Source organism: Aquitalea sp. ASV11 (assembly GCF_016429185.1).
GTDB classification, from domain to species: Bacteria; Pseudomonadota; Gammaproteobacteria; order Burkholderiales; family Chromobacteriaceae; genus Aquitalea; species Aquitalea pelogenes.
In genome coordinates this window covers 55531-71492 of record NZ_JAELUD010000013.1, presented here as the reverse complement: position 1 = coordinate 71492, position 15962 = coordinate 55531, and the positions used below count along the sequence as shown (strand labels likewise).

General features: G+C 59.4%; 14 protein-coding genes. 3 read left to right on the top strand and 11 right to left on the bottom strand.

The annotated features are described in order from the left end of the window. From JHD62_RS06705 to JHD62_RS06695, 3 genes are all read right to left on the bottom strand, one after another. Positions 1 to 591, bottom strand: a 591-nt coding sequence (locus tag JHD62_RS06705; RefSeq protein ID WP_199102270.1) for a hemin ABC transporter substrate-binding protein, incomplete at its 3' end; no start/stop codon positions are given. Beyond that, the gene (locus JHD62_RS06700; RefSeq protein WP_199102269.1) at positions 581 to 1630 is read right to left on the bottom strand and encodes a hemin-degrading factor; all 1050 of its coding nucleotides are present in this window, start codon (positions 1628 to 1630) and stop codon (positions 581 to 583) included. The genes JHD62_RS06705 and JHD62_RS06700, both read right to left, overlap by 11 nt. Positions 1631 to 1641: 11 nt before the next feature. Next, positions 1642 to 3765: a TonB-dependent hemoglobin/transferrin/lactoferrin family receptor gene (locus JHD62_RS06695; RefSeq protein ID WP_199102268.1), complete on the bottom strand. Its 2124-nt coding sequence runs from the start codon at positions 3763 to 3765 to the stop codon at positions 1642 to 1644. A gap of 269 nt (positions 3766 to 4034) precedes the next feature. Here JHD62_RS06695 and JHD62_RS06690 point away from each other — a divergent pair, with 269 nt between their 5' ends. Further along, positions 4035 to 4697 (top strand): response regulator transcription factor, encoded by a 663-nt coding sequence (locus tag JHD62_RS06690; protein WP_199102267.1) that lies wholly within the window; start codon positions 4035 to 4037, stop codon positions 4695 to 4697. After that, positions 4684 to 6078, top strand: a complete 1395-nt coding sequence (locus JHD62_RS06685) for a sensor histidine kinase KdpD (protein WP_199102266.1) — start codon at positions 4684 to 4686, stop codon at positions 6076 to 6078. The genes JHD62_RS06690 and JHD62_RS06685 overlap by 14 nt, the downstream gene beginning before the upstream one ends. 9 nt (positions 6079 to 6087) lie before the next feature. Here the strand turns inward: JHD62_RS06685 and JHD62_RS06680 are convergent, their stop codons facing one another. Both JHD62_RS06680 and gabP read right to left on the bottom strand, forming a co-directional pair. Continuing rightward, positions 6088 to 6678: a biliverdin-producing heme oxygenase gene (locus JHD62_RS06680; protein ID WP_199102265.1), complete on the bottom strand. Its 591-nt coding sequence runs from the start codon at positions 6676 to 6678 to the stop codon at positions 6088 to 6090. A gap of 228 nt (positions 6679 to 6906) precedes the next feature. Then, positions 6907 to 8307 carry a GABA permease gene (gene gabP / locus JHD62_RS06675; RefSeq protein WP_199102264.1) on the bottom strand — a complete coding sequence of 467 codons (1401 nt, stop codon included), beginning with the start codon at positions 8305 to 8307 and terminating at the stop codon, positions 6907 to 6909. Between gabP and JHD62_RS06670 the strand changes: the two genes are divergently transcribed. Continuing rightward, complete coding sequence (locus JHD62_RS06670) at positions 8306 to 8470, top strand: hypothetical protein (protein ID WP_199102263.1); 165 nt, start codon at positions 8306 to 8308, stop codon at positions 8468 to 8470. The two genes, gabP and JHD62_RS06670, sit on opposite strands and share 2 nt — an antisense overlap. 51 nt (positions 8471 to 8521) lie before the next feature. Here JHD62_RS06670 and gabT read toward each other — a convergent pair whose 3' ends face one another. From gabT to pilV, 6 genes are all read right to left on the bottom strand, one after another. Further along, entirely contained in the window at positions 8522 to 9787 is a 1266-nt protein-coding gene (gabT, locus tag JHD62_RS06665; RefSeq protein WP_199102262.1) for a 4-aminobutyrate--2-oxoglutarate transaminase, read from the bottom strand. A gap of 489 nt (positions 9788 to 10276) precedes the next feature. Further along, positions 10277 to 10729 carry a type IV pilin protein gene (locus tag JHD62_RS06660; protein WP_045847477.1) on the bottom strand — a complete coding sequence of 151 codons (453 nt, stop codon included), beginning with the start codon at positions 10727 to 10729 and terminating at the stop codon, positions 10277 to 10279. 2 nt (positions 10730 to 10731) lie between these two features. Beyond that, on the bottom strand, positions 10732 to 14073 hold the full coding sequence (locus JHD62_RS06655) for a pilus assembly protein (protein ID WP_199102261.1): 3342 nt from the start codon (positions 14071 to 14073) through the stop codon (positions 10732 to 10734). Between the two features lie 46 nt (positions 14074 to 14119). Then, on the bottom strand, positions 14120 to 14611 hold the full coding sequence (locus JHD62_RS06650; RefSeq protein ID WP_199102260.1) for a PilX N-terminal domain-containing pilus assembly protein: 492 nt from the start codon (positions 14609 to 14611) through the stop codon (positions 14120 to 14122). Between the two features lie 62 nt (positions 14612 to 14673). After that, a complete protein-coding gene (locus tag JHD62_RS06645) occupies positions 14674 to 15447 on the bottom strand; it encodes a PilW family protein (RefSeq protein WP_199102259.1) in 774 nt (257 codons plus the stop codon). Continuing rightward, positions 15444 to 15956: a type IV pilus modification protein PilV gene (gene pilV / locus JHD62_RS06640; protein WP_199102258.1), complete on the bottom strand. Its 513-nt coding sequence runs from the start codon at positions 15954 to 15956 to the stop codon at positions 15444 to 15446. The genes JHD62_RS06645 and pilV overlap by 4 nt, the downstream gene beginning before the upstream one ends. Between the last annotated feature and the right edge of the window lie 6 nt (positions 15957 to 15962).

The window sequence follows — 15962 nt, the reverse complement described above, 5'->3', positions numbered from 1 at the left end:
GAGCCAGGCTTCCGGATTCATCGGCAAAAAGCCCTGGATATCCGCCGCGGCATTCACCATGCCGGCAGCGCGGATCAGCGCATCCCCCGCCGTCCCCCGCCCGGCCACCAGCCGTCCGTCGTAGCTCAGCAGAATGCGCTTGCCACTGCCCGGCTGCGGCTTGAGCGCCAGCAGCCACTGGCTGGCCAGCGCCTCGGCCTGTGTCGGACGCCCCAGCGCCAGGCCAAGCTGACGCATGCCGTCGGCAAAAGCCTGCGGGTCGTCACTATGGTCAAGCTTTAGCACCTTCAGCCCCAGCGTGCTCAATTGCTGGTAGATGCCGGGCGGCTGGGCCTGATCACTGCCGATGACCAGATCGGGCTTGACCGCCAGTACCGGCGGTGCCGTCAGCGCGCGCGAGCTGCCAATCACCGGCACCCGTGCCAGTTGCGGCTGGCGCGCCAGCTTGTCGCGCCCCACCAGTAGCTGCTGGGCCTGCAGGGCCACCACCAGCTCGGCCACGTCGGCACTGAGCGCTACCACCCGCTGTGCTGCCTGAGCCGGCAGGGCGCAAGCCAGACACAACAATGTCAACCAAGCCTTAAGCCGCATGGTCCACCTCCAGTACCGGCAGCGCCGTGGCCAGTGCACGCCACGCAGCAAGCTCCGGCTCACCTTCGCGCCGCTGCCCAAAGAAACTGAGCACGCTTTCCCCTGCTGCATCGAATACTTCCACCGAGGTGATCACGCCATCACGGGTGGGGCGGCGCACCAGCCACAGTGCGGTGATTTCCTCTTCCAGGATGTGCAGATTGAAGGCCGGATCCAGCACGTTCAGCCAGGGGCCAACGCGGCGCACTGCCTTGATCGGCCCGGTGTGGATTTGCACCATGCCGCGATTGCCGACAAAAGCCATGATGGGCAAGGCACTGGCGGCCGCACCTTCCAGCAAGGCGGTCAGCGCCGTGCCATGCAGGCGCCAGGCAAAACCGGGCGGTGCCAGGCTAAAGGCTTGCTGACGCTGCAGGCCATAGCGTTTGAGCAGGGCATGAAAGTGATGCACATCCTGCAAGGCCAGCCAGGCATCGGCAAAGCCGCTGGTATCGCTGCTGGCGGCCAGCTGCGGCTGGGCGGCGATATTGATGCCAGCCGGTACCGGTACCAGTGTATCGGCCTGCATGCGGTGGGTCTGTACCAGGTTTTCCCAGGCGGGCAGCTTTTTCTCCTCCAGCAGGTACAGCTTGTTGATGGCTTCGCCCTGGGCATCAAAAAACTGCAGCGAATGCAGCAGGCCGTGCGCACCGGGCTGGCGTAGCGCATAGGCGTGCTGCCAGTGCGACAGGAACAGCCGCAGGTCCAGGCCATCCGGATTCAGCACCAGGCCGGTTTTTTCCGACAGGGTCAGGTTGAGGTACTCGCCATGGGTTTCGTGCACCACCACCTGATTGCGGGTGATGGATTTGAGCTTGCCCAGTGTCGCCAGCGCGGGCAACAGTTGCGCCGGCTGGCACTGCAAGGGGATGGTTTCCGGCAGGCAGGCCACCAGCGCGGCTTCGCTGACGCCCAGTACACTGGCCGCATCGCGCTGACGCAGATGGGTTTGTTCTTGCTTGAGCTGCTGATAACGCTGCAACAGGGTGGGTGTGGTCATGATGTCTCGTTTCAGAAGCTGGTTTCGATACTGGCGGTTACATAACGGCCGGACTGGGTGAAGCGGTCCATCGGATAGGCCGAGGACTGCAGGGTTTTGACATCGCTCCAGTTCCAGTACTTCTTGTTGGTGAGGTTGTTGACGGCCAGCCGCAGCGTGGTCTGTTTGTTAAGCCTGTACCAGCCGGACAGGTCCAGCACGCCATAGCCAGGGGTGCGGAAGTAGGCGCTGTTGCTGACATCGCCTGCTGCTTTCTTGGCCGATACCGTCCACTTGAGCGAGCTGCCCCAGCGGTCCTGCTGGTAAGCCAGGCTGTTGATCACGCGCAGCGGGTCCACCGAATCCAGTGCGGTGTGGTCGGTATCGTTGTAGCCCCTGGCCCAGGCCAGCGAGGAAGACAGCAGCCAGTCCTGGGCAAAGGCCCACTTAGAACTGGTTTCAAATCCGTAAATATGAGCCTGGGCGATATTCTGGTACTGGTAGTAGGTGGTGGAACCCGCCACAAAGCTCTTCTGCTCGATGAAGTTGTCGTACTTGTTGTAGAAGGCTGTGTTGTCCCAGTTCCAGCTACCACTGGCGTATTTGCTGCCCAGCTCGATGCCCTTGGAGGTTTCCGCTTTCAGATTCACATTGGGAATCAGCATCATGCGGTACATGCTGTAGTCGTGACCCAGGTACAGCTCCTCGAAGGTGGGCGCACGAAAGCCGGTCACCAGGTTGACAAAGCCGGTCAGCTGCTCGCTCAGCGCGGTCTTGATCGACAGCTTGGGCGACCATGCACTGGCGGAGAACTTGTCCTTGCTGGTGACGGTGCCGCTGTTGGCCAGATACACCGCGTCGTTTTCCGGCCGGATGCGCGACAGGTCGTAACGCAGGCTGGGAGTCAGGCTGAAGCGGCCCAATTCGAATTCATCCTGCACGAACACGCCAAACTGGTAGCCCTTGGTGGCCGGGTAGTATTTGGCATCCGTGCCCGTGCTCTTGGGCATGTCGCGTTCGGAATTCTTGTACACCAGCTCGGTGCCGGTAGTGAGATGATGTCCGCCCAGCTGCCAACCGGTTTGTCCGTTCAGACCCCACAGGTCCTGATCCCAGGTGTAAAGGTCGGTGGCGCGGGTGGTGGTGAGCTTGGTTTCATTCTGCCGGTCGCGCAGTTGCTGGTGGTAAAGCTTGAGCTTGACGCCATCGAAGTTGCCATCGCCACGATAGCGGTAGTCCAGCGCCATCTTGCTGCGCTTGACGCCCACATCCAGATTGTCTGCCCTGGTGCTGCCGGTAACGCCTTCCAGATAGTTGGTGTAGGTGGAGCGGCGGAAATCCTCCAGCGACAAGGTGAGCGCATGGTCGCCGTGATCGATGCCTACCTTGGCCAGCACGTTCTGTGTTTTCACCAGTTGCGGGTCCGCCTGGGTGCGGCTGGTGCCGCTGCCGCCCTTGTCCCCCATATTGTCGGTTTCTTCGGCACGGCGGCTGGTCACCATCAGCAGGCCGGACAGTTCACCCTGCTTGGTGGCCAGGGTTGCGGTGCTGCCCGTCCCCTTGCTGGAGCCATCATAGGACTGCTTGAATCCGCCGTAGAAGGTTTTGTCATCGTCAACAAAATCACTGGCCTGGAAGGTGCGGTAGCTGACTACCCCGCCCAGCGATCCGCCACCGTACAGACCGGATGACGGGCCCTTGATCACTTCTACCTGCTTGAGGGTATCCGGCTCGACAAAGTCCTTGCCGCCACGCCAGTTGGTCAAGGCCTGATCACTGGCACCGCTGTAGGTATCCGGCAGGCGTTCGTCATCCACCAGTGTAAGCACCCGGCTGCGCGCGCCGGACAGGCCGCGAATGGTGACTTCGGCGGCACCGAACTTGGAGTTCTGCCCTTCCACCGATACGCCCGGCACATCCTTGACGATGCCGTACAGATCACTGGCGGCGTTTTCATCCAGCTGGGTACGGGTCACCACATTGATATTGGGTGCCACCTTGTCCAGGTCTTCTTCCTTTTTGTTAGCCGACACGGTGACCTTGCTCAGGGTGGACACCGTTTCACTGTCGCTGCCGCTGGTAGTGGCATCAGCGTGGGCCAGTGCCGATGCCACGCTCAGCGCGATACTCGCCAGGACAAACTGTTGTTTCTGCATGTACTCACTCTCCAGACATCCGGACGCCACCGCCGGGGCAGGTTTCGTCTCTTGAATAAAATGAGAATGATAACCATTATCAAAATTATTTCAGTGAAGAATTCTTAATACAGACCAGGCTTTGCCTGGCGTAGCCTGTGATTACATGGACTTGCGGCACGGTGGCAGCGCATGCGGGCGGCTATCGCTGGCCACGGTCTTGCCCGTTCAAGCGTTGCTTCATGTATGATAATGATTATCATTATCATAAAACAGGATGGATGTGACAAATGAATGTCCTGATCGTCGAGGATGACCCACAGCTGGGCAGCTGGCTGCACCAGAAGCTGGAACACGCCGGTCACCACAGCACACTGGTCGATAGCGGCAACACCGCCCTCAGCCTGGTGGCTGGCGGCAGTTTTGACGCCATCGTGCTGGACCGCATGCTGCCCGATATCGATGGGCTGGATGTGCTGCAAGCCCTGCATGGCCAACAACATCCGCCAGTGATGGTGCTGTCGGCGGTGGATGCCGCCAGCGACCGTGTTGCCGGCCTGCGCGCCGGTGCCGATGACTATCTGGGCAAGCCGTTCAACTTCACCGAACTACTGGTGCGGCTGGAAATCCTGGTGCGGCGCTGCCTGCCGGACTACAGCCAGCGCCAGCAGATTGGCGATCTGCTGATCAACTACCGGGCGCGCAAGGTGTCGCGTGCGGGCCTGGCCATCGAGCTGACCGAAAAGGAATTCGATTTGCTGTGCGTGCTGGCGGAAACCCCGGGCAAAACCGTCAGCCGCAGCGTACTGCTGGAAAAGGTATGGGGTTATCAGTTCGACCCGCAAACCAATCTGATCGACGTACATGTCTCCAAGCTGCGCAGCAAGCTGGATCGACAGTTCGATACGCCGCTGATCCGCACCATCCGCGCCGTTGGCTATGCGCTGGGCTAAGCGCCTGCGCCGGCTGGCTGACACCAGTACGTTCCGCCACGCCGCCATTGTTGCCTGGGCCATCCTGCTGATTGCACTGGGTGCCATGCTGCTGAGCAGTTACCTGATCGACAAGCTGATCCGCGAGCATGTGCGCGACATTGTCAGCACGAATCTGCACAACCAGTCCCCATTGCTAGGACAACATGGTCACCTCCCCCTGCTCACCAGCCTGCTGGCCAATACCCGCCAGGAAGGTGACGGCATCCACAGCCTGCTGCTGGCACCCGATGGAGAAGTCCTGTTTGGTGCCGCCTACCTCAAGCAGCTGCAAAGCTGCTGGCAACGCTGTCCGCCAAGCGAGGTAGATGCAGCACTGGTGGACCGTGCCGGTGAGGCACACCATTTCCAGGGCATGCAGCTATCGCTGCCCGACCAGTCCTACTATCTGGTGGTGTATGACATCCTGCCCATGCAAACACGGGTCAAGGTGCTGCCGCTGGTCATTGGCAGCGGCTTGTTCCTGCTGCTGATCACCAGCCTGGGCCTGGGGCTGTACGCCAGCATGTTGAGCATGCGACGGGTGGATGACATCCGCCAGACGCTGCGTGGCTATATCGGCGGCAATCGCAGGCTGCGACTGCCAGAAGCTGCCCATGGCGATGAATTCGACCTGCTGGCGGCCGACATCAACCGCATGCTGGACCAGCTCAACCACCTGATGGACGAACTGAAGGATGTCAGCAGCCACATGGCGCACGAACTGCGCACCCCGCTCACCCGCCTGCACCAGCAACTGGAAAACGTGGCCGAGCACGCCCGTTTCGGCCCCACCGCCGATGCCATTCATCGCGCGCTGGAAGAGGCCGAGCGCATCCAGCGCATGTTCAAGGCCATCCTGCGCATCGGTGAAGTGGAAAGTGCGCGCTGCGCTCATGCCTTTGCCTGGTTTGGCGCCGACAAGCTGCTGCAGGAACTGGCCGACTACTACCAGCCGCTGGCCGAATGCAGCCAGGTGACACTGGAGATCAGCGTGCAGCCCGCATCGCAGCTTTATGGCGATCAGGCCCTGTTGTTCCAGGCCATGGCCAATCTGCTGGAAAACGCCTTCAAGTACGGCAAGCCGGCCGGCCAGATCCAGCTATTTGCCCATATTACGCAGCAGGAAGCACAACTGGGCGTTGCCGACGAAGGCAGCGGCATCCCGCCACATCTGCGCAGCGATGCCACCCGCCGCTTCCGCCGCCTTGGCAGCCGCGAGGATGCACCGGGGCATGGCCTGGGACTGGCGCTGGTCAGCGCCATTGCCCGGCTGCATGGCGGCGAGCTGCAATTGCGCGACCGCAAGCCGAGCGGGCTGTTGGCGTGCATCGTACTGCCGCAAGTCCCAGGATCAGCCTGAGCACCGGTTTCAGGCCAGTTGGAAAAAGTGCTGCAACAACTGGCCAAAGCGGTGATAGGCCGCGCGTGCACCATCCAGTACGGCCTGATGCTGCTCCGGCGCAATACCCTCACTATCGAGCGAGGCGACAAACTGCCGCCAGGCCGCCGCACGTCCTGCCGGATAAGCCGCCAGATTGCGGGCGCCAAAGTCGGCAGTCAGCCCCAGCGCTTCCTGGGCCTGCTTGAACAGAAAAGCCGCCCCCAGAGTGGAGCCTTCCGACACGTACAGCCACCCCAGCGCAGCCGGCATCCGTACATCATCGGTGGCGACATCGCCGCAGGCCGGGACGGGATGGCCCAGATCGGCCAGGTCATCACCCGAGGCCTGCATGCGGCCACGGCTGTCCAGATCGCTTACCGCCTGCTGCAATTGCGTATCGGCAAACAGATGATCGATATCACGCTGAAACACATACTGGGCTGCCACAAAGCGAGCGTAGTTCTCCCGGCTCTCAAAGGGCTGCGCCTGCTCCATCAGCGCATGCATGTGTTCGTGCAGGCTGCTGGTTTCGGTTTTCAGGCGCTGGGACAGCGCCGGTGCGGCAGTAAGGTTTGACATGTGCTGCTCCTGTAGTCTGGCCGCAAGGCGCTGGCCATGCGGTATTGAGAATAAATATCAATTGAGCCAGAAAAACTGCTACAGGACACGTTAAGTTATCTTCATGCAAACCCGCTCCAGCATACACAGCGGCCGTGCCGAGATAAAAAAAACCCCCTGACGGGGGTGGAAGTAATGCTCTGGGTCGAACAGGGCAAAGGAAGGGATTTGATCGGATAAGCTGTCTGATCAGGACTGTGTGGCCACCTTGGCTTCACGCGAACCCATCCACGGTGTGCCATACATGCGCGAGCGCACCCAGCCCACCACCAGCAGGGCCAGCGACAGCAGGCCGGTACTGATGACTTCGACCTGGTGTTCCGGGCGAATGGCCATCAGCACCACCACGGCACAGATAAAGACAATCACGATCCAGGTCAGGGTCGGGAACATCCACATGCGGAAGGCCGGGGTTTCGCCATTGGCTTCCATGCGCTGACGCATGCGCAGCTGGGAAATGGCAATCACCAGGTACACCAGCAGGGCGATGGTGCCGGAAGTGGCCAGCAGGATGTCGAACACTTCCTTGGGCATCAGGTAGTTGGCAATCACGGTCATGAAGCCCACCACCATGGAACCCAGTACCGCCTTTTGCGGCGTGCCGTTGGGGGCGATGTCGCCAAACATCTTGATGGCATCGCCACGGCTGGACAGCGAGTACAGCATGCGCGAGGCGGTATACAGCGCGGAGTTCAGGCAGCTGGCCACCGACACCAGTACCACCACGTCAACAATGGCCTTGGCATTGGGAATGCCGATCAGCTGCAGGGTGCGCTGGTAGGAACCCAGGGCGGCCAGTTGCGGGTCGTTCCAGGCCACCAGTGCGGTCACCACGAAGATGGAACCCAGATAGAACAGGCTGATCCGCCATACCACCGAGTTGGTGGCCTTGGTGATCTGCTGCTGCGGATTGTCCGATTCGGCCGCAGCAATGGTGACGATCTCGGTCCCCAGGAAGGTAAACATGGTGGTGAGCATGGCCCCCAGCACCGCACCAAAGCCCTTGGGCATGAAGCCACCCTGGTCGAACAGGTGTGCAGTACCGCTGACCTGGCTGCCCGGAATCAGGCCGAACATGGCTGCTCCGGCCACGGCCAGGAAGGCCACGATGGCAATAACCTTGACCAGCGCGAACCAGAACTCGAACTCGCCGTAGTTCTTCACGCTGAACAGGTTGGTGATGGTCAGCAAGATGGTGATGCCCAGCGCAAAGGCCCACATCGGCACGCTGGCAAACCAGGCATGCAGGATGGTGGCGGCGGCATTGGCTTCCAGCGGAATCACCAGCACCCAGAACCACCAGTACAGCCAGCCGATGATGTAACCGGCCCAGTGCCCGATGGCACGGTCGGCATAGGTGGAAAACGAGCCGGTATCCGGCGAGGCAACCGCCATTTCACCCAGCATGCGCATGACCAGCACGACCAGCAGGCCTGCCATGCCATAGGCCAGCAGCACGGCCGGGCCGGCTTCGGCGATAGCATGGCCGGAGCCCACAAACAGGCCGGCGCCAATCACACCGGCAATGGACAGCATGGTGACGTGACGTTGCTTGAGCCCGTGGCTCAAGCCTTGTGATGAAGCACTCATGAAAGAATCTCCCAAAACCGGCAGCCTGCGTGGGCACGGTCTGCCAGTCATGTCGTTTTATTGTTTTATGTTTTTTGAAATGACCCACATTACTTCTTGGACACAGGCGACACCCTGCCGCTACCGGCAGGCAGCGGTGGTGCACGCCCGTGCTTACAGCTAGCCGGGGCAGAAAGGCCGACCGGGACGGATCAGCCTGGCCTGCCTGACGGCATCAGGCCTTCAGCGCGGCTTCCAGCTTGGCCAGCGCTTCGGCGAAGATTTCGTCTTCGATGGTGAGCGGGAACAGGAAACGCAGCACATTGCCGTACACCCCGCAGGTCAGCAGGATCAAGCCGGATTCCAGCGCCTTGGTCTGTACCTTCTTGGTGAATTCGGCATCCGGCTGGTGCGTGCCCGGCTGGTTGAATTCAACAGCCACCATGGCACCCAGGCCGCGTACGTCGGCAATCTGCGGAATGTCGCGTTTCAGGCTGTGCAGCTTTTCCTTCAGCAAATCGCCCAGCTTGTTGGAACGCTCCAGCAGGTTTTCTTCGCGGATGACATCAATCACCGCACCGGCAGCAGCCAGGCCCAGCGGGCTGCCGGCATAGGTGCCACCCAGCGCGCCGGGAGCCGACACATCCATCAGCTCGGCCTTGCCCACCAGGGCGGACAGCGGGAAGCCACCGGCCAGCGACTTGGCCATGGTGGTGAGGTCAGGGGCAACCGGGTAGTGCTCCATGGCAAACAGCTTGCCGGTACGGGCAAAGCCGGCCTGCACTTCGTCGGCAATCAGCACGATGCCGTGGGTATCACACAGCTGGCGCAGTGCCACCACCCACTCTGTCGGTGCGATATTGAAACCACCCTCGCCCTGTACCGGCTCGAAGATGATGGCGGCTACGCGCTTGGCTTCGATATCGAACTTGAACAGCTTTTCGATGCTGGCCAGCGAATCCTCAACCGACACACCGTGCATGGCATTCGGATAAGCGGCGTGGTAGATCTCGCCTACAAACGGGCCAAAACCGATCTTGTACGGGGCCACCTTGCCGGTCAGCGCCATGCCCAGCATGGTGCGGCCGTGGAAGGCACCGCCAAAGGCAATCACACCCGGACGGCCAGTGGCAGCGCGGGCCACCTTGATGGCGTTCTCCACGGCTTCGGCGCCGGTGCTGAAGAAGGCGGTTTTCTTGGCGAAATTGCCCGGTGTCAGCTGGTTCAGCTTTTCAGCCACGCTGACATAGGATTCGTAGGGAATGATGGAATACGAGGTATGGCTGAAGCGGTTCAGTTGCTCGGCCACGGCGGCCTGCACCTTGGCATGCAGATGGCCGGTATTCAGTACGCCGATACCACCGGCGAAGTCGATATAACGGTTGCCTTCCACATCCCATACTTCGGCGTTCTTGGCCTTGTCGGCAAAGAACGTACACATGACGCCCACGCCACGCGGTGTTGCATCCGCCTTGCGCTGCATCAGGTCCTTGTTGCTCATGCTGTTTCTCCTGTCATTGACAAAACGAGTGGCAATTTTTTAAACAGTCGATACCTGACTACAGTATCCAAAGCTGTCAAATCCTTGTATCAACTGGATTTTCCATTGCATCTCGGCGCACAAATTCTAATCACGCGTTTAACAAAACGCCACAATGAATATTATTTTAAACACTGAAAAGTGACAGGCAGTCACGGGTGATGACAGGGCAAGCCATTGAAAAAAAAGCTTTTATCAGGAAATTTGAACACAGGAGAAAAACGATGAAAATTCAGCAAAAACACATCAATTTCCCGATAAAAGCCAAGCAGCAGCGGCCAAACCGGTCAGGTGTCTTCACGCAAAGAAATATGACATGAACAAGTTGAAAAACAGCAGATAGACATGGCAGAACGCGGATTCACCGCGTCTGAAACATGGCGCGCATGGCGCACGGCTCATCGCCAGTGGCAATGAGCGCAAGGGATGGTACAAGCCCGGCAAGCAGTCCTACCAGCAGTTGCTGGTGCTGACAGTGCCACCCGTGGAGGTGACATTGGTTTTGTTACCCAGAGAATCCAGCTGATAGATCACACAGGCATCGCTGGCCTGCACACTGCCGGTCACTGGGGTGGCTTGAAGCGTGTAGCCAGGTACCGTGCCGCTGGTAGCCGAGGCCACCGTCACCGTGTAGTAGTTCTGGCTGCTGCCGGGGACAGAAATGCTGTTGGCACTGTAGCCCAGCGTGGTCGGCTGGGAGGCGTACACATTGTTCAGCGCGTAGTAGGACTCCTCGCGTGCAGCCAGCTCCAGCAACGCTGTCTTGGCTGCCGGGCGGTTCCCTTTTTGCACATAGCTGGTATATGCCGGAATGGCAATGGCCAGCAGGAGCCCCAGAATGGCCATGGTGACCACCAGTTCCACCAGGGTAAAACCGGTCACCGGTTTGCGGCTGTGTTTCATGTTTATCTCAATTCAATCCAGGTCAGACGGGAGCCACTGGTGGAAACACCCTGGGTGTTGACCGCAATAACATTACCGGTGGCGTAGCCGGATGAGGTTTGATACACCAGATAGGTTGCCCCGCTATAGGTCACCACCTGGAAAGAACCGGTGGCACTCAATTGCACGGCATTCACCACCAGCCCGTTCACTCCGCTGAAGGTGCCACTGCTGTTGGCAAAATAGGAGGTGGTGAAATTGCCGCCACTGGCCGGGCTCAAGGCATAACTCCAGCCGGTATCCACACTATTGGTACAAGACGTGATGTTGTTGACCGCGGGAATGGTGGTACTGAAGGTAATTGCCCCGTTCAGGTATTGCGGGTTGTAGATCAGTTGCTCGCTCTGGCTGCTGCTGTAAGGGAAATAAAACTTCCAGCCATACTGGGTATTGCTGGTGCAGGACGAGGTATCCACCCAGCACACGGTATTGCTGGTAGTGGCACCATACGTTGCCACCGTGGTACTGCTGGAGGTAGTGGTGGAGCTGAGGGTTTGCGTTACCAACTGGGAGGCGCTCAAGGTACCCGGGCTATTGGAGGTGGTGGCAAACTGGGTGGAGGACAGCGCATTCCAGGCACTGACATTCCAGTCCCACACACCATAGAAATACTGGTCACCAGAAGCATAGGTGCTGGAACTGCTGACCGTGGCCGACACCTTGCTGCCGGTGCCGAAATACACCATCACCCGCGGCAGGGTCGAGCTGGCCTTCAGCGTGGCGACCACCGGCTTGGTGGTGATGGGCTGCAATGTCTTGGTGGTGGTGCTGCCGCTGGTGGTGGTATTGACCGGGGTGGAGAACAGCGGCTGCTTGGTGCCGGAATAGCTGGACACCACCCATTTGGTGGGGTCGCTGCTGGTCAGGTCAAAACGCCACATATTGCCGAACAAGTCGCCGGCATAGACGTAATCGGCAATATTGTCGCTGTCCAGATCCACCGGGGTGACATAGTAAATGCCGTTATTGGAACTGTTGCCGGTAGGGTCCTTGCTGGGGCCATAGCCGGTAGAGTATTCGTAGAAGGTTTCCGCCCCGGTGCTGGGGTCTATCATCATCACGAAAATGGACGCCACCCCGGTTGAACTGTTGTAGCCATTTCCGAATACCGCACCCCATTTGCCGTTATGAAAACGGGTGATCACCGGCGTGCCGACGGTGTAACCCAGATCACTTCCGCAAGAACCATTAGTGTAAGTACAACTGATGGTTGAACTGTTCCACTCCCCTTTTACCAGGCTGGCGGCATTGGATTCGGAGAAATTGGCCGGGGTGGTGACATCCAGCGCATAAATGCCCTTGCCACCGGTACCCATGCCGCCCACCAGCCAGGTATGCCAGCTGTTGTTGTAGAACACGTCGCCGCTACCCGGTGTGGCATCCACAAAGTAGGCATGCGAATAAATGATGTTGCTGTAGCTGGCCAGATTGGATGTCACCACCGTACCCGGTACGTAGGCCAGCAATTCCTTGCCGTCATTGGTACTGCTGCTGTCGTACACCCCGGAGCTGTTGTAAGCCCCGCTACGGAAGCCATGCAGCATGCCGTCGTTGGCACCGACAAACACCATATTGGTACGCGTCAGGTTATTGGTGGCAAAGGTGGGATACGTCACCGCGCTGCTGCCGTTTTCCGGCAGAGAGGCCCCACTGACAATCTTGTCCGACCAGGTAGCGCCATAGCTCTTGAGCGGCGGTCCCACCCAGGTCGGGCCTGAGTTGATCACATCCCCCATCACACTGGTACGCGCGCGATAGGTGCTGGTTTCGTTGCTGCGGTCGCCGCGCAGATAAGCCGCCAGGGTGGAGGAAGAATTCAGCGCCGTCTGTTGCGTGCTGCTCAGATTGCCCAGCTGAAATGCCACGCCAGCCTTGCTACTGTCATTCCAGCTCAGAATGCTGCGACTGGCGGAACCCTGCGCGCTGGCAATGGTGGTGCCGGTGGTGGAGCAAGCACCCCCTGTCAAATTGCAGCCGCCATCCCAGGTGGCCGTACTGGCAAGCGATACCGTGCCGGATGAGCTGGCGGTGATGGCGTTCGATGTCACCCCGCCATACCAGTTGCTGGAATTGTAATAAGCCAGATAAGCCTGGCTGCCGGTCTGTACTTCGGACGACTGCTGGTTAAGCCCGGCACCGCTATTGGACGTGGTCAGCGGGGCCGCCTGGAAGCAGGTGATTTCGTGGTAGTTGGTGGAACCACCGGTCGAAGCGGCAAAGCCGAAAGTCAGATAGGACGGCAGGGTACCGCCAATCGAGGTGATATCGATGCCATTGGCAATGGTGGTCCAGGTGCCGCCGTTATAGCTGTAACGCAGGGTCAGCAAGTTGCCGGTGGTGATTTGCAGCTGATAGCTATGTGGCTTGGCACTGGCCCGAGTGGTGGCCGATTCATATAGCGGAGTGCTGCTGGACACCTTGTATGCCCCGTTGGTAGTACCACTCAGGCTGTAAAACGGGTAATCCGAAATGGCTGTGCCATTGAGGCTGCCATTCTTGCACATGTTGATGATGGAAGTTGAGCCATAGCTGGGATAGGTGTCATTACTGATATCGCCCTTGCCACGAATGGCAATCGCCCCGGCGGTTTGCCCTGAACTGCTCCCCGATGCCGTGTTATCGCTTTTATTGGAAAAATTGCCGAATTCATCCATGCCGATGGCCAGATAGCCATTGTGAATCCCGGTTGAGCCATAGCCGGTCATGGTTTTGTTGGTGGCATTGCCGCTTTGATTGGAGCAGGAATAACCCAGCGAACCACCATTGGCCCCCAGCGAAGAGGGTGCGGTAATCTTCTGCGCAGAGGACAGCAGGAAAAAACTCAAGCCATCCGCCCCGCTGCCGCCGTAACTGTAGCTGGTCCAGGTAGCATTGATGCCGGTACTGGCCGGGAAGGCATAGCCATTGCTGTCCCCCGCATAAATGATGCCGCCAGTCTGGTAATTATTATTGTTGGTCAGTCGCAAGGCACCTTTGCCGGAGGCATCGGGAATGGTACCGGTGGTACCACCGGTACCGGAGCCGCAAGCCGGAATGATGCCGGCACTGGTGGAACTTGCAGCCCCGGACGAACCTGCCGTGGTGCTGCCCGCAGTCAGACAGGCCCCCGGGCTGCTGGTACTGGTCGTGGTCTGGCTGGCACTCAATGCACCATAGGCATACCAGTTGACCGAGTTGGCGGTACCGGTGAAGTTGTCCACCACGGTCAGGGTGGAGGCGGCGGCAACGCCACTGCACAACAATCCGCCCCAGCCCAGCCATTGCAGCAAGCGGTTTGCATGGCACTCAAGATTGGCTGTATTCATCTTGTTCATCTGCTGTTTTCTCCCCGCAAGCAGGTGGCTGGCTGGTTTACTGACCGACATTCTGCACACTGCCGGAAGTGCTCATTGCATAGGTGCTTTGCAGTACGGTTACCGCCTGGCTGTTACCGCCATAACCGACTGCACTGATGCGATAGATGCTGTAACCGGTAGTACTGCTGACACCGACGTACTGGATGTAGAACATGGGCTTGGCGGCATACATGGACACCCCGCCAGAGGCAATGCTCATGCCGCTGGGGGTATAGCTGACACCGACAGTCCACGGCACCGTAGTGGGGCTGCTCAGCGCATTGGAGCACACCACCGCACTGGTCACGACCGAGGAACAGCTGCTGCCGGTACTGCCATTACCCTGCGCCAGCCACCATTCGGCATACACCAGCGCCGCCTGGGCGGCCTCGAAGGAACGCCCCTTCTCGCGAAAGCCGCCGGCCATCTTTCCTTGCAGACCCATGCTGCGCATCAGCATCACGCACAGGATGGCGATGATCATCAGAAACAGTAACGAGATGATCAAGGCAAAGCCCCGGCTATGCTGCTGACACCTTCGTCTGGCTGGTGGCCGCATCCGCACGTTCCTCATTGCTGGTTTGGCAGGGATATGGTTTGCGAGAAGGTGACCGATTGCGGTGCCACCCCCTGCTGAAAACAGTAAAGCTGGGTGATGACCGGCTTTACTGCATACACATACGACCAGTTACTCACCACACCGGCTGATGCATAGCGCGTGACCGAGCCGCTACCGGACGGGTCCAGCCCATACAGGAATTTCACATTGCTGATGCCAACATAGCCGACACGATTGCAGGTGGTGGCCGCAGACAGATTGACACCGCCCACCACTCCGACCGCCGTTGCCCCATTCAGGCCACAGGTCAGTTGCAGTGCAGTGGCAGATGCCGATAACTGATTGATATATGTCGCCGTAGTGGAAGAGGCATTGGTCCCGCCCTGACAATTCACCACTCCATCGTTCTGTGCACTCTGGTAACGCACATAGAGCGTGTCAGGGCTACTGGCGACACCGCTATCCACCCCGTAAATGACTTGCCCGGCAGTGAAGGACACACCGCTCACCGTGGTGCTGTCCGCCGCCAGTGCGGTAGAAACCGTGGCCGAGGCTGGATTGGGAAAATACCCGGCCGACTGGATGACCTGACTGAGAATGGTCATGGCCATGCGCTGGTCATCCTGCATCTGGGCAACCCCGCCCTGCTGCAGGCTGGTTTGCTTGAACGACAAAAATAACGCCGACAAGGCCAGCAGAAACAGCAGGCCGATGGTGATGGCCACCATCAGCTCGATCAGCGTCAGACCCTGCTGCAGGCGACGATTCGCAACACCTTGTGTCATGGCTGCACCACCATCTGGTAACTGGCCGAGGCAAAGGCGCTGCTGGCCGTCGTGGAGGTCAGGGCGGGAGCCATGGTTTTTTCCTGCCAGGAAACGGTGATAGTACAAGACACCGGTGCCGTGCTACTGGAGGCGCAAGAGAAGGTGCCGGATGCAGATGGCAAGGCTAGCTGGCTGGATGACAGCTCACTGCTCCATTGCGACACATCATAGCCAGCCACCTGGGATGCCGTGCAGGTGCTGCTGCCGCAACTGCCGGTATTGAGTGCCAGCACCGTGCTCTGGCTCACCGTGCCGCTCACGTTTTGCCAATACGCCGTATTGGCATGCATGGCGGCAGCCAGACTTTCTGCCTTGATGGCCGCAATACCTCGCATGCGCGCGGTATTGGTATTGTTGATGCTGAGCGCCTGCACACCAGCCATGCCCAGCAAGCCAATCGAAATCACCAGCAGGGCAACCAGGACTTCCAGCAGGGTAAAACCGGCAGATAACGGTGTTTTGGCCATCTCCAT

Coding starts and splice junctions, on each gene's coding strand:
- JHD62_RS06700 (WP_199102269.1), bottom strand. CDS start 1,630: ATGACCACACCCACCCTGTTGCAGCGTTATCAGCAGCTCAAGCAAGAA.
- JHD62_RS06695 (WP_199102268.1), bottom strand. CDS start 3,765: ATGCAGAAACAACAGTTTGTCCTGGCGAGTATCGCGCTGAGCGTGGCA.
- JHD62_RS06690 (WP_199102267.1), top strand. CDS start 4,035: ATGAATGTCCTGATCGTCGAGGATGACCCACAGCTGGGCAGCTGGCTG.
- JHD62_RS06685 (WP_199102266.1), top strand. CDS start 4,684: ATGCGCTGGGCTAAGCGCCTGCGCCGGCTGGCTGACACCAGTACGTTC.
- JHD62_RS06680 (WP_199102265.1), bottom strand. CDS start 6,678: ATGTCAAACCTTACTGCCGCACCGGCGCTGTCCCAGCGCCTGAAAACC.
- JHD62_RS06670 (WP_199102263.1), top strand. CDS start 8,306: ATGAAAGAATCTCCCAAAACCGGCAGCCTGCGTGGGCACGGTCTGCCA.
- gabP (WP_199102264.1), bottom strand. CDS start 8,307: ATGAGTGCTTCATCACAAGGCTTGAGCCACGGGCTCAAGCAACGTCAC.
- gabT (WP_199102262.1), bottom strand. CDS start 9,787: ATGAGCAACAAGGACCTGATGCAGCGCAAGGCGGATGCAACACCGCGT.
- JHD62_RS06660 (WP_045847477.1), bottom strand. CDS start 10,729: ATGAAACACAGCCGCAAACCGGTGACCGGTTTTACCCTGGTGGAACTG.
- JHD62_RS06655 (WP_199102261.1), bottom strand. CDS start 14,073: ATGAATACAGCCAATCTTGAGTGCCATGCAAACCGCTTGCTGCAATGG.
- JHD62_RS06645 (WP_199102259.1), bottom strand. CDS start 15,447: ATGACACAAGGTGTTGCGAATCGTCGCCTGCAGCAGGGTCTGACGCTG.
- pilV (WP_199102258.1), bottom strand. CDS start 15,956: ATGGCCAAAACACCGTTATCTGCCGGTTTTACCCTGCTGGAAGTCCTG.